Annotated in this window: 19 protein-coding genes; 14 read left to right on the forward strand and 5 right to left on the reverse strand. The window is 64.0% G+C overall.

Features of this window, described 5'->3' with window-relative positions:
- Positions 1-96: 96 nt before the first annotated feature.
- Positions 97-519, forward strand: a complete 423-nt coding sequence (gene ndk / locus RSE12_11470) for a nucleoside-diphosphate kinase (GenBank protein ID WRH61019.1) — start codon at positions 97-99, stop codon at positions 517-519.
- Between the two features lie 10 nt (positions 520-529).
- Here the strand turns inward: ndk and RSE12_11475 are convergent, their stop codons facing one another.
- The 3 genes from RSE12_11475 to RSE12_11485 all read right to left on the reverse strand — a co-directional run bounded on the left by RSE12_11475 (position 530) and on the right by RSE12_11485 (position 1,451).
- Positions 530-862: a TfoX/Sxy family protein gene (locus RSE12_11475; protein ID WRH61020.1), complete on the reverse strand. Its 333-nt coding sequence runs from the start codon at positions 860-862 to the stop codon at positions 530-532.
- Positions 863-943: 81 nt separating this feature from the next.
- Positions 944-1,078: a hypothetical protein gene (locus RSE12_11480; protein WRH61021.1), complete on the reverse strand. Its 135-nt coding sequence runs from the start codon at positions 1,076-1,078 to the stop codon at positions 944-946.
- A gap of 172 nt (positions 1,079-1,250) precedes the next feature.
- Entirely contained in the window at positions 1,251-1,451 is a 201-nt protein-coding gene (locus RSE12_11485) for a heavy-metal-associated domain-containing protein (protein ID WRH61022.1), read from the reverse strand.
- 250 nt (positions 1,452-1,701) lie between these two features.
- On the opposite strand from RSE12_11485, the gene RSE12_11490 reads away from it, so the two are divergent.
- Genes RSE12_11490 through RSE12_11500 form a run of 3 tightly spaced genes read left to right on the forward strand, consistent with a single transcriptional unit; the run spans position 1,702 to position 5,576 of the window.
- Positions 1,702-4,059, forward strand: a complete 2,358-nt coding sequence (locus RSE12_11490; GenBank protein WRH64803.1) for a heavy metal translocating P-type ATPase — start codon at positions 1,702-1,704, stop codon at positions 4,057-4,059.
- Entirely contained in the window at positions 4,056-4,451 is a 396-nt protein-coding gene (gene cueR / locus RSE12_11495) for a Cu(I)-responsive transcriptional regulator (protein ID WRH61023.1), read from the forward strand. Before RSE12_11490 ends, cueR begins: the two co-directional genes overlap by 4 nt.
- A gap of 57 nt (positions 4,452-4,508) precedes the next feature.
- Positions 4,509-5,576, forward strand: coding sequence for a dipeptidase (locus tag RSE12_11500; GenBank protein WRH61024.1), 1,068 nt, complete (start codon positions 4,509-4,511; stop codon positions 5,574-5,576).
- Between the two features lie 49 nt (positions 5,577-5,625).
- Here RSE12_11500 and RSE12_11505 read toward each other — a convergent pair whose 3' ends face one another.
- Positions 5,626-6,060 carry an Rrf2 family transcriptional regulator gene (locus RSE12_11505; protein ID WRH61025.1) on the reverse strand — a complete coding sequence of 145 codons (435 nt, stop codon included), beginning with the start codon at positions 6,058-6,060 and terminating at the stop codon, positions 5,626-5,628.
- A gap of 374 nt (positions 6,061-6,434) precedes the next feature.
- On the opposite strand from RSE12_11505, the gene RSE12_11510 reads away from it, so the two are divergent.
- The 7 genes from RSE12_11510 to RSE12_11540 all read left to right on the forward strand — a co-directional run bounded on the left by RSE12_11510 (position 6,435) and on the right by RSE12_11540 (position 19,408).
- Positions 6,435-8,828: a glycogen/starch/alpha-glucan phosphorylase gene (locus tag RSE12_11510; GenBank protein WRH61026.1), complete on the forward strand. Its 2,394-nt coding sequence runs from the start codon at positions 6,435-6,437 to the stop codon at positions 8,826-8,828.
- Between the two features lie 36 nt (positions 8,829-8,864).
- The gene (glgB, locus tag RSE12_11515; GenBank protein ID WRH61027.1) at positions 8,865-11,048 is read left to right on the forward strand and encodes a 1,4-alpha-glucan branching protein GlgB; all 2,184 of its coding nucleotides are present in this window, start codon (positions 8,865-8,867) and stop codon (positions 11,046-11,048) included.
- A 34-nt stretch (positions 11,049-11,082) separates the two neighbouring features.
- Positions 11,083-12,354: a glucose-1-phosphate adenylyltransferase gene (gene glgC, locus RSE12_11520; protein ID WRH64804.1), complete on the forward strand. Its 1,272-nt coding sequence runs from the start codon at positions 11,083-11,085 to the stop codon at positions 12,352-12,354.
- Between the two features lie 87 nt (positions 12,355-12,441).
- Entirely contained in the window at positions 12,442-13,875 is a 1,434-nt protein-coding gene (gene glgA, locus RSE12_11525; protein ID WRH61028.1) for a glycogen synthase GlgA, read from the forward strand.
- Between the two features lie 68 nt (positions 13,876-13,943).
- Complete coding sequence (gene glgX, locus RSE12_11530) at positions 13,944-16,019, forward strand: glycogen debranching protein GlgX (protein ID WRH64805.1); 2,076 nt, start codon at positions 13,944-13,946, stop codon at positions 16,017-16,019.
- Entirely contained in the window at positions 16,016-17,644 is a 1,629-nt protein-coding gene (locus RSE12_11535) for an alpha-D-glucose phosphate-specific phosphoglucomutase (GenBank protein ID WRH61029.1), read from the forward strand. The genes glgX and RSE12_11535 overlap by 4 nt, the downstream gene beginning before the upstream one ends.
- 228 nt (positions 17,645-17,872) lie before the next feature.
- Positions 17,873-19,408, forward strand: coding sequence for a trimethylamine methyltransferase family protein (locus RSE12_11540; GenBank protein WRH61030.1), 1,536 nt, complete (start codon positions 17,873-17,875; stop codon positions 19,406-19,408).
- Here RSE12_11540 and RSE12_11545 read toward each other — a convergent pair.
- On the reverse strand, positions 19,405-19,860 hold the full coding sequence (locus tag RSE12_11545; GenBank protein WRH61031.1) for a lytic transglycosylase domain-containing protein: 456 nt from the start codon (positions 19,858-19,860) through the stop codon (positions 19,405-19,407). The two genes, RSE12_11540 and RSE12_11545, sit on opposite strands and share 4 nt — an antisense overlap.
- A gap of 182 nt (positions 19,861-20,042) precedes the next feature.
- On the opposite strand from RSE12_11545, the gene RSE12_11550 reads away from it, so the two are divergent.
- The 3 genes from RSE12_11550 to RSE12_11560 all read left to right on the forward strand — a co-directional run bounded on the left by RSE12_11550 (position 20,043) and on the right by RSE12_11560 (position 24,257).
- Positions 20,043-20,726, forward strand: a complete 684-nt coding sequence (locus tag RSE12_11550) for a response regulator transcription factor (protein WRH61032.1) — start codon at positions 20,043-20,045, stop codon at positions 20,724-20,726.
- A gap of 190 nt (positions 20,727-20,916) precedes the next feature.
- Entirely contained in the window at positions 20,917-22,047 is a 1,131-nt protein-coding gene (locus tag RSE12_11555; GenBank protein WRH64806.1) for an FIST N-terminal domain-containing protein, read from the forward strand.
- Complete coding sequence (locus tag RSE12_11560; protein ID WRH61033.1) at positions 22,044-24,257, forward strand: PAS-domain containing protein; 2,214 nt, start codon at positions 22,044-22,046, stop codon at positions 24,255-24,257. The genes RSE12_11555 and RSE12_11560 overlap by 4 nt, the downstream gene beginning before the upstream one ends.
- Positions 24,258-24,278: the final 21 nt, after the last annotated feature.

The raw sequence follows: 24,278 nt of genomic DNA on the forward strand, positions 1-24,278 counted from the left end.
TTGTTACAGGCCCATGCTACGTGCGCCGCACATGAATTCCGGCGCGGGGATCCCCCACGCGCCCCAGAAACAGAACCCAGTAACGGAGACGTCCCCATGGCCATCGAACGCACCCTGTCGATCATCAAACCCGATGCGACCAAGCGCAACCTGACCGGCAAGATCAACGCCAAGTTTGAAGAAGCTGGTCTGCGCATCGTCGCACAAAAGCGCATCCACCTGACCATGGCGCAGGCCGGTCAGTTCTATGCCGAACACAAAGAGCGCGGCTTCTATGGCGAGCTGTGTGAGTTCATGGCATCCGAGCCGGTGGTCGTGCAGGTTCTGGAAGGCGAAGGCGCCATCCTGAAGAACCGCGAAGTGATGGGCGCAACCAACCCGGCCAACGCTGCCGAAGGCACGATCCGCAAGGAATTCGCCCTGTCGGTTGGCGAAAACTCGGTCCACGGGTCGGACAGCGAGGCATCCGCCGCGCGCGAGATCGCGTTCTACTTCTCGGGTCTCGAACTGGTCGGCTGATCCGCAGGGATCAGCGGCGACGTTCCACGACGCCAAGCATATCAAGGGCCGCTTCGATTTCGGAGCGGCCTTTTCCTTTCATACTGGCCTTGATCGCATCGAAACGGACGCGCAGCGCGGCCTTTTCATCCCCTTGGCAATCGTTCCACGGGCGGCCTTGCAGGCCCATGACGATCACATAGTAACCGATGAAATGGGGGGCCACACCACTGGCCAGAAGGCGGCGATAGCCTTCATCCGGGCCAAGCGCGCGCAACTCTTCGGCGGAATGGATGCCCGCCTTGGCAAAGGCGGCCTCGGTCGCGGGGCCAAGATTGGGGATGGAGGAAACGGGGCTGGGCATCGTTGGGGGCCTTGAATGAAACAGGGCCAGCCTAGCGGCTGGCCCTGTCTCAGGAAAGCGTCTGTTCCGGTCTGCTTGGGTTCAGATCGCGGCCCAGTCGCGGAAGATCGGGGTGGACCCTTGCTGTTGGGTGGACCCTTGGGATTGGTCTTGCTGCTGCGTGGGCGTGTTGCTGCCGCCCTGTTGCTGCGTGGTGGTGTTCGGTTTCTTGGCCATCTTTCCTGCTCGCTCCGGCTCTGGTCTGAAATCGCTTCTGCAAGAGTTGTGCGCGGGAAAAGACCGGGACAAGACGCAAGCATGACGATTTTGCGACGCGCTACAGGGGATGTGCGACATTTGCAACAGGTTCCGTGGCTTAGCCCGCAAATCCCTGCGCACGTTCGCGCGATCAGCCGATCTGCGTGGCGGGAAAGCCCACTTCATCTAGGGCAAGGATCAGGGATTCGGGGCTGGCCGTGCCTGTCGTCGTGGCCGTCCGGGCGGCCAGATCGACCGTCACCTCGCCCGCATCGGCCAGCGATGTCAGCGCGGTTTCGACCGATGTCTTGCAATGGCCGCAGGTCATGTCGGGGATGGAAAGAAGGGTCACGGGTTTGGTCCTTTGGTTGGCTGCTTGATATGTGGGGGTTCCTGTAACGGGAAGGTCAAGGGTGGAACTGACATAAAGGTTTTTGGGGGCGGGGATTGACCTTCCCTTTACTGGAAGGATTACATGGGGTGGTGGAAGGAGTCTTTCCATGACCCAAGCTGCCCTTGCCACCGCTGCCCCCGCCACTGCTTCTGCCGCCCCCGCTGCCGGGGCCGACCCGGCCCGGCAGGCGCGATTCCGGCTGGAGGGGATGACCTGCGCCTCCTGCGTTCTGCGCGCCGAACGCGTTCTGACGGCCCTGCCGGGTGTGACGCGGGCAGTGGTGAACCTCTCCACCGAAACGGCGGATGTGGCCTATGCCAGCCCGGCCGCACCGGCGGCCATGGCGGCGGCGCTTGCCAAGGCCGGGTATCCGGCGCGCGAGACGACGGTGGTTCTGGACGTGGACGGGATGACCTGTGCCGCCTGCACTGGGCGGGTGGAGCGGGTGCTGCGGGCGCAACCCGGGGTGAAGGAGGCGGTCGCCAATCTGGCGCTGCGCCGCGCCACGGTGACGCTGTGGGAAGGTGGGGCCGGGGCCGAGGTGCTGGCCGCCGCCGTTACCCGCGCGGGCTATGAGGCGCGGGCGGCAAGCGAGGCAGCGCCGCATGATCCGAAGGTGGAATTGCGGGCGCTGGCGCGGGATACGGGGATTGCGGCGGCGCTGACCCTGCCGGTCTTTGTGGCCGAGATGGGCGGGCACCTTTACCCGCCTTTTCATCACTGGCTGATGGGGCTGGTGGGAACGCAGGCGCTGTGGATCGCGCAGTTCGTGCTGGTGACGCTGGTGCTGCTGGGGCCGGGGCGGCGGTTTCTGGTCAAGGGCTGGCCCGCGCTGCTGCGCGGCGCGCCCGACATGAATTCGCTGGTGGCGGTGGGCACGGGTGCGGCCTGGGCCTATTCCACGCTGGTCACCTTTGCGCCGGGGTTGTTCCCCGATGCGGCACGGGCGGTGTATTTCGAGGCGGCGGCGGTGATCGTGGTGCTGATCCTTTTGGGTCGCACGCTGGAGGCGCGGGCGCGCGGGCGTGCCGGGGCGGCCATTGCGCGGCTTGTCGGCTTGCAGCCCAAGGTGGCGCGGCTGGAAGACGGGGCCGAGGTGCCGGTGGCATCGTTGGTGCCGGGGATGCGCGTTCTGGTGCGGCCTGGGGAGCGGGTGGCAGTGGATGGCGTGGTCATTTCCGGCGCGTCAGCGGTGGATGAGGCGATGCTGACGGGTGAGCCGGTTCCGGTGGCCAAGGGCGCGGGTGACGCGGTGACGGGCGGCACGATCAACGGCACCGGCGCGCTGGTGGTCGAGGTGCGGCAGGTGGGCGCGGCCACGGTGCTGGCGCGGATTTTGGCGATGGTGGAAGAGGCGCAGGGCACCAAACTGCCGGTGCAGGCGCTGGTGGACCGGGTGACGCTGTGGTTCGTGCCGGCTGTGATGGGCATAGCGGTGCTGGCGGCGGTGGGCTGGCTTGTGGCCGGGCAGGGGGTGGCGCAGGCTTTGGTGGCTGGGGTTTCGGTGCTGATCATCGCCTGTCCTTGTGCGATGGGGCTGGCGACGCCGGTTTCCATCCTTGTCGGGTCAGGCCGGGCGGCGGAACTGGGGGTGCTGTTCCGCAAGGGTGAGGCGTTGCAACGGCTGGCCGAGGTGCAGGTGGTGGCCTTTGACAAGACCGGCACGCTGACGCTGGGCCGCCCGGTGGTGACCGATATGCTGGGGGATGACGCGATGCTTGCGCAGGCGGCGGCGGTCGAGGCAGGGTCAGAACACCCGCTCGCCGCGGCTGTGCTGGCCGAGGCGGCGGCGCGCGGGCTGGACCTGCCTTCGGCTGAGCGGTTCGAGGCCGTGCCGGGCTATGGCGCGCGGGCGACGGTCGGCGGCGCGGTGGTTGCAGTCGGATCGGCGCGGATGTTTGGCGTGGTACCTGACGATTTGGCGCGGGCGGCAGAGGTCTGGGCGGGCGAGGGAAAGGGGTTGTTGTTCGTCGGCGATGCGGATCAGGCGGGCGGGGTGATCGCTGTGGCGGACCCGCTGAAACCATCGGCCGTGGAAGCGTTGCGCGCGCTGGAGCGGTTGGGGCTGCGCGTTGCGATGGTTACGGGCGACAATGCGGTGACGGCGGCGGCCATCGGGGCGCGGCTGGGCCTGAGTGACGTGCAGGCAGGCGTTTTGCCGGGTGGTAAGGCCGATGCGGTGCGCGCCATGGGCGACAGCGTCGCCTTTGTGGGCGACGGCATCAACGATGCGCCCGCGCTGGCGGCGGCAGAGGTGGGGCTGGCGATGGGGACCGGCACGGATGTGGCGATTGAGGCGGGGGACGTGGTGCTGATGTCGGGCGATCCGCAGGGGGTGGCGGATGCGGTGATCGTGGCGCGCGCCACGATGCGAAACATCAAGCAGAACCTGATCTGGGCCTTTGGCTATAATGCTGCGCTGATCCCGGTGGCGGCGGGTCTGCTGGTGCCCTTTGGCGGGCCGCAGCTTTCGCCCATGCTGGCGGCGGGGGCGATGGCGCTGTCTTCGGTTTTTGTGCTGAGCAATGCGTTGCGGTTGAAACGGGTGCGGGGGGTGAGGGGATGAACATCAAGGATGTGGCCGAACGGTCGGGGCTGCCTGCCAAGACAATCCGTTACTATGAAGAGATCGGCCTGATCCGCCCCTTGCGCGGGGCGAACGGCTATCGCGCCTTTCGCGAAAGCGATCTGCACAAGCTGGCCTTTCTGGCGCGGGCGCGCGGGTTGGGCTTTACCATCGAGGAATGCCGCAAGCTGCTGGCGCTTTATGAGGATCGCGCGCGGGCCAGCGCCGATGTAAAAGCCTTGGCCGAGCAGCATCTGGCCGACATGGACCGCAAGATCGCCGAATTGCGGGCGATGCAGGCGACGCTGCGCGATTTGGTGGCCAGTTGCGCCGGGGATCAGCGCCCGGATTGCCCGATCCTGACGGGGTTGGCAGGCGCGGAGTGTTGCTGAGGGGGTTCAAGCTGCGCCCGGCCCGTGCAAGGGTGGCCGCGCAATGCGGAGGCATCCATGACCGATCTTATCCCGGTGTTCGACGGCCATAACGATATTCTATACCGTCTGTTGATGAACCCTGCCGCGCGTGAGGCGATCTGGCTGACCGGAGAAGGCAAGGGCCATCTGGACCTGCCGCGCATGAAGGCGGGCGGCTTTGCGGGCGGGCTTTTTGCGATCTATGTGCCAACGCCCAGCACGGTGGATGCGCATGCGATCGAGGCGCTGATGGACCGCCCGCCCTATGCGGTGGACCTTCCGGGGCAATTGCCGCTGGGGCCAAGCCAGGTAGTCGCGCTGGAGCAGGCGGGGCATCTGTTGTGGATGGCGCGGGCATCGGACGGGGCGTTCCGCCTGTGCCGGACAGCGGGTGAGATCGAGGCCGCGCGGGCGCAAGGGGTGATCGCCGGTGTCATGCATATGGAAGGGGCCGAGGCGATCGATCCCGGCTGCGATGCGCTGCATGCCTTTCACGCGATCGGATTGCGGTCGCTGGGGCCGGTCTGGAGCCGGCCAACCGTCTTTGGCCATGGGGTGCCATTCCGCTTTCCCGGCACGCCCGATACCGGGCCGGGGCTGACCGAGGCCGGCGCGCGACTGGTGCGGGAATGCAATGCACTGAAGATCCTGATCGATCTGAGCCATCTGAACGAAAAGGGCTTTGACGATGTGGCGCGGCTGTCCGATGCGCCGCTGGTGGCCAGCCATTCCAACGCCCATGCGGTGACACCGTCGAGCCGAAATCTGACGGATCGGCAGCTGGACATGATCCGCGAACGGGGCGGGCTGGTGGGCTTGAATTTTGCCACGGTCTTCCTGCGCCCGGATGGGCGGCGCGACCCCAATATGGGCTGGGAGGCCGTGCTGCAGCATCTGGATCACCTGATCGGGCGGCTGGGCGAAGATCACGTCGGGTTCGGATCGGATTTCGATGGCGCGACCGTGCCGCAAGGCATCACCGATGTGGCAGGCCTGCCACGTCTGATCGATGCGCTGCGTGCGCATGGCTATGGCGAAGACCTGATCCGCAAACTGGCATGGGACAATTGGCTGGCTGTCCTGCGGCGGACCTGGGGGCAGTGAAAGGGACGATTTTTCTGCGAAAAATCAGGGCTATCCGGCAAAATCTGGTTCAGGCGACCTTGAGTAGGTCGCGCAGCGGGTGATTGTCGTGCACCAGATCAAACAGGGTTACGCGGTCCAGTTCCGCATAAAAGGCGCGCAGGGCATCGGCCAGAACGCCCTTCAACCGGCAGCAAGCAACGAGGGGGCAGGTGCAATCATCCCCCGAAAAGCATTCGGTGAAGGGCAGCACCGCCTCGAATTCGCGGAACACCGCGCCGACGGTGATCTCTTCCGGCGGATGGCCCAGCATCAGCCCACCCGCGCGGCCCCGCACCGTGTGGAGGTATTTCTTTTGCGCCAGAAGGTGAATCACCTGTGCGAGGTGGTTCTCAGAAGCGTTGCAGGCGGCGGCCACTTCGGACTTTCGCACGATGCGGCCCGGATTGACGGCGCAGAACATCAAGGTGCGCATGGCAAGGTTGGTCCGTGTGGTGAGTCTCATCCGCGCTCTCCGGGTTGAACTGGTCTGGTTCTGACGCCAAAGATTTATGCAGGACGCAGCTTGTGTGACATGATCCAGATCAGATTGCCTGTGTTTATTGGCCCGCTGCGGGGAATCGGCAAACCGGGTTAGTCTGTGCCGATCATGGCGGTTGCTTCTTGCGATGCGGGGTCGTTCAAATCGCTTTGGAGAAAAGAAATGCTGAATAGAAAGAGCTTTTCATAAGGTCGTTGCCAACTTTAGCGATAACATTTAAACCGTTTTGAAAGAGGTTGCGCCCACGCCTGACCTGCCTGTTCCGGATGGTGTTGCTTGACGCCCCTTCCGCGCAGCTTAGGGTTGGTCCGTGGCGACATCATGCGGAAAATAGTGACGTGAACGATCTGAGCCTGACCCCGAACCTTCTGGCAGCCGATGTCGCGCGACATCTGACCTTCACACTGGGCAAGGATGCGCCCAATGCATCGGTCTATGACTGGCGCATGGCGCTGTCCTTTGCGATCCGCGACCGTATCGTGGAGCCATGGTTCGCCTCTACCCGGCGCACCTGGGCCGAGGATCGCAAGCGCGTCTATTACCTGTCGATGGAATTCCTGATCGGGCGGCTTCTGGAAGATGCCACCACCAATCTGGGTCTGCGCGACATCGCCGAAGAGGCGATGGCCGGGTTCGGGCAGGATTTCCGCAAGATTGTTGAAGACGAGCCTGATGCTGCATTGGGCAATGGCGGGCTGGGGCGGCTTGCGGCCTGCTTCATGGAAAGCATGGCGACGCTGGGCTGCCCCGCCTATGGCTATGGCATCCGTTATGAGCATGGCCTGTTCCGCCAGCGGTTCGAGTTCGGGCAGCAGGTGGAAACACCCGAGGATTGGCTGAACCAGGCCCATCCGTGGGAATTCGCGCGGCCCGAAAGCGCGTATACCATTCCGTTCAAGGGCCATATCGAAACCCGCGACGGGCGCGAAGTCTGGGTGCCCGGCGAAACCGTGCTGGCCGAGGCGCATGACACGCCGGTGATCGGCTGGCAGGGGAAATGGGCCAATACTCTGCGCCTTTGGGCGGCGAAGCCCACGACGATGTTCGATCTGGAGCGGTTCAACCGCGGGGATTACGCCGCTGCGGCCGAGCCCGAGGCGCTGGCGCGTACGCTGAGCCGCGTGCTTTACCCGGATGACACCACCTATCAGGGCAAGGAGTTGCGGCTGAAACAGGAATTCTTCCTGACCTCGGCCGCATTGCAGGACATTCTGCGCCGCTATCTGGCGCGGCACAGCAATCTGGCCGACCTGCCCAAGCATGTGGCGATCCAGATGAACGACACCCATCCAGCGATTGCGGGGCCGGAACTGATCCGCCTGCTGGTGGATGAGCATGGCATGGCCTTTGAGGATGCGCTGGAGACGGCGCGGGGATGCCTTGGCTATACCAACCACACCTTGCTGCCCGAGGCGCTGGAGCGTTGGGCGACATTCACCTTCGGCAATGTGCTGCCGCGCCATATGCAGATCGTCGAACGTATCGACAGCTGGCACCGCCGCACATATCCGTCGCGCCCACATTATGTGGGCATTGTGAAGCACCATGAGGTGCGGATGGGCGAGTTGGCCTTTGTCATGGCGCATAAGGTGAATGGCGTGTCGGCGCTGCATTCGGACCTTGTGAAGAAGAACCTGTTCCCTGAACTGCACCGCCTGCACCCCGGACGGATCATCAACCAGACGAATGGTGTCACGCCGCGTCGCTGGCTGAAAATGGCCAACCGCCCGCTGGCGGGCCTGATCACCGAAACCATCGGCGAAGGCTGGGAGGCCGATCTGGATCGGCTGCGCGGGCTGGAGCCGCATATCGCGGGCAAGCCATTCCGCGATGCCTTTGCCGGGGCGAAGCGCGCCAACAAGGTGGCGCTGGCGAATTGGATCGCGTCCGATTGCGGGGTGAAGGTAAGCCCTGATGCGCTGTTCGATGTGCAGATCAAACGCATCCACGAATACAAGCGCCAGCTTTTGAACATTCTGGAAACCATCGCGCATTGGAACCGGATCCGGTCCAACCCCAAGGCCAACTGGGTGCCGCGGGTCAAGATTTTCGGCGGCAAATCCGCGCCCGGCTATGCGGTGGCGAAGGAAATCATCCATCTGATCAATGACGTGGCTTGGGTCGTGAACAACGATCCTGTCACCGGCGATCTGCTGAAGATCATCTATCCGGCCAATTATAACGTCAGCATGGCCGAACGGTTGGTGCCTGCCGCCGACCTGTCAGAGCAGATTTCGACGGCCGGGAAAGAGGCCAGCGGCACCGGCAACATGAAGTTCATGATGAACGGCGCGCCGACCATTGGCACGCTGGACGGGGCCAACGTCGAGATTCTGCAAGAGGTCGGGGCCGAGAACTTTTTCCTATTCGGCCTGACGGCGGAAGAGGTGATGAAGCGGCGCGAAGACCCGGATCATTCGCGCAAGGCCATCGAGGCGAGCCAGACCCTGCAGGATGTTTTGCAGATGATCGCCGAAGGGCGGTTCTCGCCGGATCACGTGGATCGCTATCACGGGTTGGTGCATCGCATCTGGCACCATGACTATTTCCTTGTGGCGGCGGATTTCGATGCCTTCCACGCGGCGCAGGGCGAGGTGGACCGCGCCTATGCGGACCAGGATCGTTGGGTAACGATGGCGGCGATGAACACGGCGCGATCGGGTTTCTTTTCATCGGACCGTACGATCCGCAGCTATATGGATGACATATGGGGGGTCACTTCGGCCCTGTGACGGGCCGGGGTGGCGCTCTTTGGGAGGGGGGCAGCCATGACCGAACAGCTGATCGACCACGGGGCCGCCAAGGCCATCGTGGAAGGCCGCCACGGCGATCCGTTTTCCGTGCTGGGCCTGCACAAGCGCGAGGCCGGGTGGGTCGTGACTGCCTTTGTGCCCGGGGCGGAACGGCTGTCGGTGCTGACAGGCAAGGCAGGCAAACCGGTGGAGGCCATGGCCATTCCCGGCTGCGACGGTCTGTTCTGCGCGGCGCTTCCCAGAAAGTCGGATTACCGCCTGCGCGCCGAAGGCCATGGCGCGACATGGGAATTCGATGATCCCTTCCGCTTTGGCCCCGTGCTGGGCGAGATGGACGAATACCTGTTGGGCGAGGGTACGCATAAACGCCTGTGGCAGGTGTTGGGCGCACATGTCGTTACCCATGAAGGGGTGGAAGGCACGCATTTTGCCGTCTGGGCGCCGAATGCAGACCGCGTCAGCGTGGTGGGGGATTTCAACGTCTGGGATGGCCGCCGCCACCCGATGCGGCGGCGTGGCCCGACGGGTGTATGGGAGACGTTCATTCCCGGTCTGGGCGAAGGCGCGACCTATAAGTATGAAATCCGGGGCCAGAACGGCTATGTCGGTCCGTTGAAGGCCGATCCGGTGGGCTTTGGGTCCGAACATCCGCCGGCCAACGCATCCGTCGTGCGCAAGATTGCGGGTGAGTTTCACGATCAAGGCTGGCTGGCGGGCCGCGCCGCGCGCCACACCATCGATGCGCCGATCTCCATCTATGAGGTGCATCTGGGATCGTGGCGGCGCGCGCCGGGGGACCGGATGCTATCTTATCTGGAACTGGCCGAGCAGTTGGTGGATTACGTCGCCGATATGGGGTTCACCCATATCGAATTGCTGCCGATCAGCGAATTTCCCTTTGATGGCAGCTGGGGATATCAACCTGTTGGCATGTATGCCCCCACCATCCGCCATGGCACCCCGGCCGAGTTTCGCGCGCTGGTGGATGCGGCGCACCGCAAGGGGCTGGGCATTCTGCTGGACTGGGTGCCGGGGCATTTCCCGACCGATCCGCATGGGTTGGGCCGGTTCGACGGCACGCCGCTTTATGAACATGCCGACCCGCGCGAAGGGTTCCATCAGGACTGGAATACCCTGATCTACAATTACGGGCGGATCGAGGTCGCTAACTATCTGGTGTCCAACGCGCTCTATTGGCTGGAGGAATACCATATCGACGGGCTGCGCGTGGATGCGGTGGCATCCATGCTCTACCGCGACTATTCGCGCAAGAATGGCGAATGGATCCCGAACAAGGATGGCGGGCGCGAGAATTACGAGGCCATCTCCCTGCTGCAACGAATGAACACCACCGTTTATGGTGAAGTTCCGGGGATCATGACGGCAGCCGAGGAAAGCACCGCCTTTCCCGGCGTGTCGCGCCCGGTCGATCATGGCGGGCTGGGCTTCGGGTTCAAATGGAACATGGGCTGGATGAACGACACCCTGTCCTACATGGAAAAGGACCCGATCTATCGGCAGTATCATCACCACCAGATGACGTTCGGGCTGCATTACGCGTGGTCTGAGAATTACATCCTGCCCATCAGCCATGATGAGGTGGTGCATGGCAAAGGATCCATGCTGGAAAAGATGCCGGGATCGGGCGAAGAGAAGTTCGCCAATCTGCGCGCCTATTACGGGTTCATGTGGGCGCATCCGGGCAAAAAGCTGCTCTTCATGGGCTGCGAATTCGCGCAAGGCCGGGAATGGAACCACAACCAATCGCTCGACTGGCACCAGTTGGACATCGCGGAACATCGCGGTGTGCAATCCTTTGTGCGCGATCTGAACCGGCTCTACCGCGACACGCCCGCGTTGCATGTGAACGATACACGGGCCGAAGGCTTTGAGTGGATCGAATCCAATGATGCGGGCGCGTCGGTCTATGCCTGGGCGCGCAAAGGGCGGGCGGGCGATCCGATGGTGGTGGCGGTGGTCAACCTGACGCCGGTGGAACGCAGCTATCGGCTGGGCCTGCCCGAGGCGGGGCATTGGGATGAGATATTGAACAGTGATGCCGCGCTTTATGGTGGCGGGAACCGGGGAAATTTGGGCGGTGTGACGGCCGAGGCTGTGGCGTGGCATGGGAGGGCGCAATCAGCGCTTGTCACGCTGCCGCCGCTTTCGGCAGTCTGGTTCCGTCAGGCAAAGGGATAAGCAGCGCAGGCTGCGTAGGGAGGGAAACACGATGATGCAACCAAGACCGAATGCGCGCCTGTCCAGTCAGGCGATGGCCTTTGTTCTTGCCGGGGGCAGGGGCAGCCGGTTGAAGGAGCTGACCGACCGCCGCGCCAAGCCTGCGGTCTATTTCGGCGGCAAGACGCGGATCATCGACTTTGCGCTGTCCAATGCGCTGAACTCTGGCATCCGGAAGATGGCCATTGCCACGCAGTACAAGGCGCACAGCTTGATCCGGCATTGCCAGCGGGGATGGAACTTCTTCCGGGCGGAACGGAACGAATATCTGGACATCCTTCCCGCGTCCCAGCGGGTGGACGAAACGAAGTGGTATCTGGGAACTGCCGATGCCGTGGCGCAGAACATCGACATCGTCGACAGCTATGGCATCAAGTATGTGATCGTGTTGGCGGGTGACCACATCTACAAGATGGATTACGAGATCATGCTGCAACAGCATGTGGCCACGGGCGCCGATGTGACCATCGGCTGCCTGACCGTCCCCCGGATGGAGGCCACGGCCTTTGGTGTGATGCATGTGGACAAGGACATGCGCATCACCGATTTTCTGGAAAAGCCGAAAGATCCGCCGTCGATTCCGGGCGACCCTGACAATGCGCTGGCCTCGATGGGGATTTACGTCTTTGACTGGGATTTCTTGCGTGACCTGCTGATCCGCGACATGGCGGATACGAATTCCAGCCATGATTTCGGCAATGACCTTATCCCCGCCATCGTAAAGGGCGGCAAGGCCATGGCGCACAAGTTCGCCGACTCCTGCGTGAAAAGCGGGTTGGAGGATGAACCCTATTGGCGCGATGTGGGCACGATCGATGCCTTCTGGCAGGCCAATATCGACCTGACGGATTTTGTCCCCAAGCTGGACATCTATGACAATACCTGGCCGATCTGGACCTATTCCGAAATCGTCCCCCCAGCCAAGTTCGTGCATGATGAGGCGGATCGCCGTGGTTCGGCCGTGTCTTCGCTGGTGTCGGGCGATTGCATCGTATCGGGGTCAGAGGTGCGCAATTCGCTGTTGTTCACCGGCTGCCGGACGCATTCCTATTCCAGTCTGGAATATGTGGTGGCCCTGCCGCGCGTGATCGTCAACCGCAAGGCGGAGCTGACGAAATGCGTGATCGACAGCAATGTGGTGATCCCTGAAGGGCTGGTCGTGGGGCAGGACCCGGTGGAAGATGCCAAGTGGTTCCGCGTGAGCGAAGGCGGGATCGTGTTGATAACGCAGGATATGCTTGACGCGCGGGCGCGGAAGTTGTCCTGACTTGGGCTCCGGGAGGAAGCCCCGGGAGGGCTGTCTGCCCTCCCGGACCCACCCGAGGGTATTTGGGCCAAGATGAAGGGGGCTTTCATGGCGATCAAGGGGCGGGTGCTGTCGGTGGCATCGGAATGCGTGCCCCTGATCAAGACCGGGGGGCTGGCCGATGTGGTGGGCGCGCTGCCCGCCGCCTTGCGCGCGCAGGGCTGGGACATGCAGGTGCTGCTGCCCGCCTATCGCCGGTTGCGTGGGCTGTTGCCCGGACTGCGCGAAGTCTGGCGCGAGCCGGGGCTGTGGGGCGGCGACGGTGTGGTCTTTCAGGGCGAGGTTGAGGGGGTTCCCGTCCTTCTGCTGGATGCGCCGCATCTTTTTGATCGCGAAGGCGGTCCCTACAACAGTGCCGGGGGCGATTGGCCCGACAATCCCCAGCGATTTGCCGCCCTGTCCTGGGTTGCGGCGCGCATGGCGCGCGAGGGGTTTGCAGGCTGGAAGCCGCAGGTGCTGCATGCGCATGACTGGCAGGCGGGCTATGCCCCGGCCTATCTGGCCTATGGCGGGCCATCGGGCGTGGGATCGGTGATGACCGTCCATAACATCGCCTTTCAGGGCTGGGCCGATGCCGGGATGCTGGGCGCGCTGCGGCTGCCGCGCGAGGCGTTTCATCCGGGGCAGTTGGAGTATTACGGCGGGCTGTCCAGCCTGAAGGCCGGGCTGGTGACGGCGGACCGGATCACCACCGTATCGCCCACCTATGCGGCGGAACTGATGCGGCCGGAATTCGGGATGGGGATGCAGGGCGTGATCGCCGCGCGGGCGGGGGTGGTGTCCGGCATCCTGAACGGGGTCGACACCGCGGTCTGGTCGCCCGAGGCCGAGCCCGTGCCGTATTCGGCACGCGCGATGAAGGGCAAGGCGGCGGCGCGGGTGGCGCTATGCGAGGAGTTTGGTCTGTCGGTTCCCGAAGGGCCTTTGGCCATTGTCGTCAGCCGGTTGACGGATCAGAAGGGCATCGACCTGCTGCCACAGGTGGTGCCGGAATTCATCGCATCCGGCGGGGCGCTGGTCGTTCTGGGATCGGGCGATCCGGCGCTGGAAGGCGCGATGAGGGGGCTGGAACAGCGTTTTCCGGGGCGCGTGGCGGTGCGGATCGGCTATGATGAGGCGCTGTCGCATCGGCTGTTTTCCGGGGCGGATGCGGTGCTGGTGCCCAGCCGGTTTGAACCTTGCGGCCTGACGCAGATGTATGGGCTGCGCTATGGCACGGTGCCGGTGGTGGCGCTGGTGGGCGGGTTGGCGGATACGGTCATCCACGCGTCACCTGCCGCTCTGGCGGCAGGGGTGGCAACCGGGGTGCAGTTTCACCCGACAGACGCGGTGGCTTTTGCTCAGGCCTTGCGGCAGTTGGTTGCGCTGTATGCCGACCCGAAACTCTGGGCGCGGGTTCAGAAGAACGCGATGGGCCACCCGGTGGGATGGGAGACCAGCGCCGCCGACTATGCCGCGCTTTATGACGGATTGGCCGCGTGACACCACAACACGCGCTCTTGCCGCCGCGACTGGTGGGCCATGCTGTTTCGGCGGGGCGACCCTGGCCGATGGGCGCCACGTTTGACGGTGAAGGTGTGAACTTCGCCGTCTTTTCCGCCCATGCCGAAAAGATCGAGCTGTGCCTGTTCAGCCCGGATGGGCGCAAGGAACTTGTCCGTCTCGCGTTGCCGGAACGCGATGGCGACATCTGGCACGGCCATGTGGGCGGGCTGATGCCCGGAACGCTCTATGGCTATCGGGTGCACGGCCCGTATCAGCCGGAACTGGGCCACCGCTTCAACCCGCACAAGCTGCTGATCGACCCATATGCTCGCGCGCTGGAAGGGCGGTTGAAATGGTCGGATGCGCTGATGGGGTACAAGGTGGGCAGTCCGCGCGGGGACATGTCCTATGACACCCGCGACAGCGCCTTTGCCGTGCCGAAATCGGTGGTGGTGGATACGTCCTTCATGTGGGGCGATGATGCGCCGCCACGTGTGCAAGCCGCCGAGTCGGTGGTCTATGAGGCGCATGTCCGCGGCATGACGATGCTGAACCCCGGCGTGGAAAAGGGGCTGCGGGGCAGTTTCCTTGGCCTGGCGTCAGATGCGGTGATTGATCATCTGGTGAAGCTGGGGGTGACCAGTCTGGAATTGCTGCCCGTTCAGGCCTTTGCCGATGAACGGTTCCTGATCGCCAAGGGGCTGCGCAATTACTGGGGCTATCAGACCATCGGTTTCTTCGCGCCAGAGCCGCGCTACCTGACCAAGGGGCAGGTCTGGGAGTTCCAATCCATGGTCCGCCGGATGCATGCGGCGGGGATCGAGGTCATCCTTGACGTGGTCTATAACCACACGGGCGAAGGGGATGAATTCGGGCCGACCCTGTCTTTCCGGGGGTTCGACAATGCCAGTTACTACCGCCTGCTGCATGGCGGGCGGCATTATGTGAATGACACCGGCACCGGCAATACGCTGAACCTGACCCATCCGATGGTGCTGCGCATGGTGATGGACAGCCTGCGCTATTGGGTTGAGGTCTGCCATGTGGACGGGTTCCGCTTTGACCTTGCCACCGTTCTGGGGCGCGAGGCGCATGGCTTTGATCCGCATGGTGGCTTTTTCGATGCAATCCGGCAGGACCCGGTCCTGTCGCGGGTGAAGCTAATCGCCGAGCCATGGGATATCGGCCCCGGCGGGTATCAGCTGGGCGGCTATCCCCATCCTTTCATGGAATGGAACGACAAGTTCCGCGATGGTGTGCGGCGGTGGTGGAAAGGCGATCCGGGGCTTGCGCCGGACCTTGCCAAGCGCCTTTTGGGCAGCGCTGAACGGTTCGACCATCACGGGCGGGCGGCGACATCTTCGGTGAACTTTGTCACCGCGCATGACGGGTTCAATCTGGAGGATCTGGTCAGTTTCACCCTGAAACGCAACTTCGCCAATGGCGAGGAAAACCGCGACGGCCACCATGACAACCATTCCGACAATATGGGGGTAGAGGGGCCGAGCGACGACAAAGCCGTGCGCGCGGCGCGCGACCTGCGCAAACGCAACCTGCTGGCCACGCTGATGTTGGCTCAAGGGGTGCCGATGCTGCTGGCGGGGGATGAGCTTGGCCACAGCCAAGGCGGCAACAACAACGCCTATGCGCAGGATAACGAGACGACGTGGATCGACTGGGCAAAGGGTGACCAACGGCTGGTGGCATTTGTCGCGCGGCTGATCGCGCTGCGCAAGGCGCATCCGGTGCTGCGGCAAAAGCGGTTCCTGCATGCGCGCCCGCGGCCTGCGGATGGGCTGCCCGATGTCGTCTGGCGGCGGGCGGATGGGCAAAAACCATCGGCGCAGGATTGGCATGATCCGGGTTTTCGCTGCCTTGGGGTGGAATTGCGCATGGCGGCCGAAGGGGCGGATGGCGGCCATTCCGCGATATTTGCGGTGTTCAATACAGGCGTGGAATGCGTGCTGCGCCTGCCCGATACCGCGCCGGGCTGGGAATTGATCCTGGATACCACACGCCCCGATGCAGCGCCCGAAACGGGCGGCCCCGGCACGCGGGCGCCTGCGCAATCCGTACTCGTCTTCCGGCCGGTTGCGGCCAAGGCCCCAGCGGCCACTGTTTCCTTGGGAGGAAAGCCATGACAATCCGCACCGTTCCCACACAGCCCATCGCGGGGCAGAAGCCCGGCACATCCGGCCTGCGCAAGAAGACGCCCGTTTTCATGGGGCATCACTATCTGGAGAATTTCGTCCAGAGCATCCTTGATGTCGTGGGGGCGCAGGGAAAGACCTTCGTTCTGGGTGGCGACGGGCGCTATTTCAACGACCGCGCAGCGCAGGTCATCCTTCGGATGGCGGCAGCGAATGGCGCGGCGCGGGTGATCGTGGGGCAGGGGGCGATCCTGTCCACCCCGGCGGCCAGCCACCTGATCCGGCTGAACAAGACCGATGGCGGGATCATCATGTCGGCCTCGCACAATCCGGGCGGGCCGGATGAGGATTTCGGGGTCAAGTTCAACATGCCCAATGGCGGACCCGCGCCGGAGGGCGTGACCGAGGCGATGTACAAGCGCACGACCGAGATCACGGAATATCGCATCGTCGAGGCGCAGGATGTGGACCTGTCGCGCATCGGGCGCACCTCGATTGCGGGGATGGTGGTCGATGTGGTGGACCCGGTGTCCGACTATGCCGCGCTAATGGAGACGCTGTTCGATTTCGGGGCGATCCGCGCGATGTTCGCAGGCGGGTTCCGGATGCGTATGGACAGCATGTGCGCCGTGACCGGGCCCTATGCGGTGGATATCCTGGAAAACCGTCTGGGCGCGGCGCAGGGGACCTGCGTCAATGCCACACCGCTTCCGGATTTCGGGGGGATGCATCCCGACCCGAACCCGACCTGGGCCAAGGCGTTGATGGATGAGATGTTTGGGGACAACGCGCCGGATTTTGGCGCGGCGTCGGATGGCGATGGCGATCGCAACATGGTGGTGGGACGGGGGATTTATGTCTCGCCCTCGGACAGCCTTGCCGTGCTGGCCGCAAATGCGCATCTGGCACCGGGCTATGCGCGCGGCCTGAAAGGCGTGGCGCGGTCGATGCCCACTTCGGCGGCGGCGGACCGGGTGGCAGCGGCGCTGGGGATTGAGAGTTACGAGACGCCCACGGGGTGGAAATTCTTTGGCAACTTGCTGGATGCGGGCCGCGCCACGATCTGTGGTGAGGAAAGCTTCGGCACCGGATCGGACCATGTGCGCGAAAAGGACGGGCTTTGGGCGGTTTTGCTGTGGCTGAACATTCTGGCCGTGCGCAAGCAATCGGTGGCCGAGATATTGGCCGAGCATTGGGCGCGGTTCGGGCGCAACTACTATAGCCGCCATGATTTCGAAGCGATCGAGGTGGCCAAAGCTGAAGCGATGGTCGCCTCGCTGCGCGGGGCTCTGCCAGGGCTGCCGGGCAAGACAGTCGAGGGGATGGTGATCGCCGGGGCGGATGAGTTTGCCTATACCGATCCGGTGGATGGATCGGTCAGCACCCAGCAAGGGGTGCGGGTGATGTTCACCGACGGATCCCGCCTTGTGCTGCGCCTGTCGGGGACAGGGACCGAGGGCGCGACGCTGCGGCTGTATCTGGAGCGCTATGCGCCGGGACCGGGGGGATTGGACCTTGATCCGCAGGCGGCGCTTGCCCCGGTGATCCGGGCAGCAGACCAGATCGCGCGGATCGCCGAGTTCACCGGGCGGTCGGCCCCCAATGTGGTGACCTGATCCGAGGCGTGTGAAACGGAGCGGGCATGCGCCCGCATTGTTTTTGCCTCGCCTGCGCGCATGCGCGCTTGGCTCAGGCGTGGGGGCGCTTCGCCCCCCACACCCCCCGAGGATATTTGGGCAGAGAAGAATGAGCCGGGGCGGGTTTGGACCTGTTCTGGTCGCGATTCGGGCTGACTTTCGCGGGAGCCGGGCGCCTGATTGGGTCAAGCGGGGTGGGAGGTTCGGATGAACGAGGTTCGGCATCAGCGGTCAGGCCGCGCGGCGCGGCAGGCGGAGCGGGCGCAGAAGGGGGGCGGGGTCGGACGGCCCTATATCCTGCGCAATATTCCCACCTATGACATTCTGGGCGAGGAAAGCTTGCTGAAGATCGAAGCGGCGGCGGATCGGATCTTGGCCGAGACGGGGATCGAGTTCCGCGATGATCCCGTGGTGCTGGAGCATTGGAAGCGCGCAGGGGCGGAGGTGGACGGCGTGCTGGTGCGCTTTCCGCCCGGATTGCTGCGCGAGGTGCTGCGTGATGCGCCCGTGAGTTTTACCCAGCATGCGCGCAATCCGGCGAAATCGGTGGAGATCGGTGGCAGGTCGGTGGTCTTTGCGCCCGCCTATGGCAGCCCCTTTGTCATGGATATGGACCGGGGGCGGCGTTTTGGGACGCTGGAGGATTTCCGGAACTTCATCAAGCTGGCGCAGGCGAGCCCCGCCTTTCACCATTCCGGCGGGACGATCTGCGAGCCCACGGATATTGCCGTGAACAAACGGCATCTCGACATGGTCATGGCGCATCTGACGCTGTCAGACCGGCCCTTCATGGGATCGGTCACGGCGGAGGAGCGGGCCGAGGATTCGATCGACATGGCGCGGATCGTGTTCGGACGCGATTTTGTGGACGCCAATTGCGTGATCCTGGGAAATGTGAACGTCAATTCGCCGCTGGTCTGGGATGGCACGATGACGCGCAGTTTGCGCGCCTATGCGCGGGCCAATCAGGCGGCGGTGGTGGTGCCCTTCATCCTTGGTGGGGCTATGGGGCCGGTGACCAATGCCGGGGCAATTGCGCAGTCGCTCGCGGAAACCATGGCGGGATGCGCGCTGACGCAGTTGGAGCGCAAGGGCGCGCCGGTGATCTTTGGCAATTTCCTGTCATCGATGAGCCTGCGGTCAGGATCGCCCACCTTTGGCACACCGGAGCCTGCGATCGGTTCCATGGTCATTGGGCAACTGGCGCGGCGGTTGAACCTGCCGCTGCGCTGTTCGGGGAATTTCACCACGTCAAAGCTGCCCGATGCGCAGGCGATGATGGAAGGCACCATGTCGATGCTGGCTGCCATTCATTGCGGGGCGAATTTCATCCTGCATTCCGCCGGGTTTCTGGATGGGCTTTTGAGCATGTCCTATGAGAAGTTCATGCTGGATGCCGATCTGTGCGGCGCGCTGCATTCCTATCTGGACGGGGTGAAGATCGACGACGACCAGTTGGCGGTGGAGGCCTTCGCCGAAGTGGGTCCGGGCAACCATTTCTTTGGCTGTGCGCACACCATGGCGCATTACGAAACGGCGTTCTGGGACAGCGAATTGTCCGACAATGAGCCGTTCGAGAAATGGGAGGCGGCGGGTGGGGCGGATGCTGCGACACGCGCCAACCGATTGTGGAAGAAGCGGCTGGCCGAATTTGAGGCCCCGCCCATGGACATCGCGATGCGCGAGGCGCTGGAGGATTACGTATCCCGCAAGAAGGCCACGATGGCCGATATGTGGTACTAGCCGCGCAGGCCGGTTTCTTCCAGCAGACCCATGCGCTTTGCTTCGTAATAGTAGCCGCGACGATACCACATATGTGCGGCGTCATGGTCGCCCCGCGACACGAGCCACGCCCCGCGCAGGTATTTGCCCGCATAGATCATGTTGGTTTCCGCATCCAAAAGTTGGGACGGATCGCCACGAAAGCCCATGGTCTGGGCGGTTTGCGGGTGGATCTGCATCAGCCCGTAATAGGGGCCGTTGCGGGCGGCGGGGTTATAGCCGCTTTCGCGGCGCACGGTTTCGTGGATCAGGCTTTCGGGAATGTCGTAAACCTGCGCATAGCGGGAAATCAGGCGATTGATTTCCTCTGGGCCCTGGGGGCCACGCGACACCTCGGGTTCGGGCGGCGCGCCACAGGCGGCCAGTGCCAGCGGCAGCGACAGGGCAAGAAGGGCACGGCGGGACATCATCATGGGGGCCACCTGAGGCGAAAGGGTTTTCGCCTGATAGCGGGGGCTTGGCCGCAAGGAAAGCCGTTCGGGCAAAGGCGCGCGAAAACCTGCGCGACAGCTTGCCCGCAGCTTCGACCTTTGGCGTGGTTGGCGGGGCGGGGCAGGGCTGCTAGCCTGCGGGTGTGGAACGGGTAGGTTTGGTCATGGAACAGGGAATGCGCAGGTTGGCTTCGGCCCTGATCGTGGATGACCATCCGCTGTTCTGCGATGCCCTGTCGATGACGTTGCGCGCCGTGGCGGGGATCGAGGTGGTGGAAACCGCCGACCGATTGGAAACCGCGCTGACGCGGCTGGAACTGTCGCCCTTGCCTGATGTGATCGTGCTGGATCTGAACCTGCCGGATGTGAACGGGCTGGACGGGTTGATCCGTCTGCGGGCCACAGTGGGCGATGTGCCGGTGGTGGTGGTCAGCTCGCTGGCCGACAACCGGGTGATCGGGGCGGCGCTGCGGGCGGGGGCGGTCGGATTTGTGCCAAAGCATTCCCGGCGCGAGGTGTTCAAGGCGGCTTTTGACGCGATCCGCGCCGGCGATGGCTATCTGCCCGATGGGTTCGTGCCGCAGGCCGATCCCAATGCGCCGGCCAATCAGCAGGAAGAAGCGATTGCGCGGCTGTCGCTTCTGACACGGCAGCAGGCCAAGATCCTGCAACTGATCTGCGAGGGGATGTTGAACAAGCAGATCGCCTATGAGCTGACCATCGCGGAAACCACGGTGAAGGCGCATGTCACCGCCATCATGCGCAAGCTGGGCGTGCAAAGCCGGACGCAGGCGGTGCTGATCGCGCAGGAAGCAAGCTTTGACCGGCTGATGCCCGAGGCGAGCTGAGGCGACCTCTGGCCCGGGGTCTCTTGCCGGTTTGTCCCTGTCTGAGAGGGTTTGCTGTGCCTTCGGGCAAGGGCTTGTTCGAACCATGGGCGGGGGCTAGCCTTTCCACAAGAATTGCGTCGGGGGGACGCGAGGGGGGATTGCGGTGAACCAGCCTTGGGAGGGTGTTGCGGGGCCGGATCGGGCGGGGTTGGCGCTGGTGGCGCGGGCCTCTGTTTCCGTGACGGCGGCCAATCCCCTGCGGCGGTTGGAAGAGGCGCTGGGGCCGGGGCCATTCGCGCTGGTGGTGCTGTTCGTTTCGCCCGATGCGGACCTCGATGCGCTGGCGCTGCGCCTGCCGGGGCGGTTTGGCGGCGCGCCGGTGATCGGTTGTTCCACCGCGGGCGAGATTTCGGGCGAGGGGTATACCGAAGGCGAGATTGTCGCCGTGGGCCTTCCCGCCGCGCATTTCGCCGCCGATGTGCTGTTGGTGCCTGACCTTTCGGTGCTGGAGCGTGAGGCGATGATCGGCCGTTTGATCCGGTCGCGTCAGGGGCTGGCGCGGCAAAGGCCCGATTGGGCAGGCGAGTTTGCCTTTCTGCTGGTCGACGGACTGTCGGTGCGCGAGGATGAACTCACCTCGGCCCTTGCGTCGGGCTTGGGGCCGGTGCCGCTGTTTGGCGGATCGGCGGGGGACGGGACGCGGTTCAAGGCGACCTATGTGCTGCATGAAGGGCATGCCTTGCAGAACGCCGCCGTGCTGGCGCTGATCCGCACCGATTGCCGGGTGAAGGTGTTCAGCCTGGATCACCTGTTGCCCACCGAGGCGCGGATGGTGGTGACCGAGGCCGATCCCGCCCGCCGCATCGTGCGGCAGATCAATGCCGAACCGGCAGCGCAGGAATATGCACGGCTTCTGGGCAAGGATCCGGCGCAACTGACCACATTCACCTTTGCCGCCCATCCGGTTGTCGTGCGCATCGGTGGCAAACACCATGTCCGCGCCATCCGCGAGGTAGGCGAGGACGGCGATCTGATCTTCTTCTCTGCCATCGATGAGGGCGTGGTGCTGACACTGGCGCAGCCGCAGGACATGGTGGCGCATCTTGAGGCGGAAATGGTCGCGCTGGCGGCCAAGGGGCAGCCGGTGGCCATTCTGGCCTGCGATTGCATCCTGCGCCGGATGGAAGCGCAGGAAAAGCAGAAGACCGGGGCGGTGTCGGCCATCCTGCGCGCCCATGGGGTGGTGGGCTTTTCCACCTATGGCGAGCAGTTGAATTCCATGCATGTGAACCAGACCATGACCGGGGTCGCGATCTATCCGCCGGGAAGTGCGCGATGATTGACACGCTGATCAACCCCGCCGATCCGCCCGAACGGCAGACGCAAAAGCTGCTCACCATCGCGCAGGTTCTGATGCGGCGGGTGGAACAGATCACCGATGACAGCGGCGCCGCCTATGCCCAGTTCCAACGCGCGGCCATGCTGGAAGATCAGGTGCGCGAACGCACCCATGATCTGGAACGCGCGCTGGACCTGCTGAATGACAGCAATGCAAGGCTGGCCGATGCGAACCGCGCGACCGAGGCGGCGCGCCAGAACCTTGCCAATGCCATCGAGACGATTCAGGAAGGCTTTGCCCTGTTCGATGCGCAGGATGTTCTAGTGATGTGCAATTCGCGCTTTGGCATGCACATGCTGGACCTGCGCGATCATCTGAAGCCGGGCCTGACCTTTGGTGATTATGTTGACCGCGTCAGCCGGTCGCGGTTTTTGGAATTGCCGGGGGGCGAGACGCCCGAGGATTGGGCCATTGCGCGGCGCAGGCGGCATCAGGACCGGCATGTGATCTTTAACGTGCGCATGGTCTGGGACCGCTGGGTGCAGGTGAGCGAACATCGCACACTGGATGGCGGGACGGTGATCCTGCAGACGGACGTGACCGAGATCATCCGTCTGGAACGGTCCGAACGCGGCAAGATGCTGGACGATCAGGCGCGGGTGATCCGCGCCACGCTGGACCATATCAGCCAAGGCGTCTGCATCTTCGATGCAGAGGCGCGGCTTGTGGGGTGGAATCAGCGGTTGGGCCAGTTGCTGACTATCCCGATGGCGCGGTTCCGCATGGGCGTCAGCTTTGATGCTATCCTTGACCGGTTCCGCCCCGATCTGGCCTTTGGCGAGGACAGGGCCGAGGCGCGGCTGGGCGATTGGGTGGCGGCCAAGGGTGACCGTGGGGCGATCCGGTTTGAGCTGCGCCGCGGGCCGGACATGATCATGGATGTCTTTGCCCAAGGGATGCCGGACGGTGGTTTCGTGATGTCTTTCACCGATGTCACCGCCGAACGTGCTGCAATCGAGGCATTGTCCCGCGCCAATGAAACGCTTGAGGCGCGGGTGATGGACCGCACGCTGGAACTGGAGGATGCGTTGGCCCATGCCGAACGCGCCAATGCCAGCCGGTCGCGTTTCGTGGCGGCGGCCAGCCATGACCTGCTGCAACCCCTGTCGGCGGCAAAGCTGTTCATTTCCTCTATCGGTGAAGGGGCACTGGTGCCCGAGGCAAAAGCCACGTTGGACAAGGCGCAGAATGCGCTTTTGTCGGTCGAGGGGATTCTGGGCGCGCTGTTGGACATTTCCAAACTGGAAAGCGGGCGCGCGGCGGTGGCGGTCGGGCCTGTGCGGCTGGACCGGCTGCTGGCGCAGTTGAACGATGAATTCGGGGCCATCGCGGCGGCCAAGGGCCTGCGTCTGTCGGTCGTGCCGTCGCGGGTTTCAGTGATGTCTGACCCCGCCTATCTGCGGCGCATCCTGCAAAACCTGATCGGCAATGCGATCCGCTATACTGACCGGGGCCGCGTTTTGGTGGGGGTGCGGCGGCGCGGCGGGATGGTGCGGATCGAGGTGCGCGATACCGGGCCGGGCATCCCCGAAGAAGAACAGGACAACATCTTCAAAGAGTTCCACCGCCTGAACGCCCGCGCTTCGGCATCCGAGGGGATGGGGCTGGGCCTTGCCATCGTGGAACGTGCCTGCGCGCTTTTGGGCCATCCGCTGGGCCTGACATCCCAGATCGGGGTGGGGACATGTTTCATGGTGCAGGTGCCCTTGTCCGAAGGTCTGACACTGGTGGCCGATGGCCCCCGCCCGACCGTTTCCCCCGCGCCCCGCCCGTCGATGCAGAACCGGATCGTGTTTCTGGTGGAAAATGACGGCGATCTGCGCCGCGCCATGGGCCTTTTGCTGGAAAAATGGGGGGTCAGCGTGCTCGATGCCGCCTCGGGCGAAGAGGCGTTGGATTTGATCGATGAACTGGGCATCCTGCCCGACTGTTTTATCGTGGATCACAACCTTGGCGACGGGATGGATGGTCTGCGCTTTGTGGCTGAGGTGCAGGCCCGGCATGGCGCGGTGCCGTCACGCATCGTGACCGCCGACCGCCGCCCGGAATTGCGCGCCGCTTGCGCCGAGGCGGGCATCGGGTTGATGATGAAACCGCTGGAGCCGCGCGCGCTGGAAAGCTTTATCGTCGGGCTGCCTGCGGCGGGATAGCGCAGGGGCTGCCCCGCCGTG

This window comes from Fuscovulum sp. (genome assembly GCA_035192965.1).
Lineage (GTDB): Bacteria > Pseudomonadota > Alphaproteobacteria > Rhodobacterales > Rhodobacteraceae > Paragemmobacter.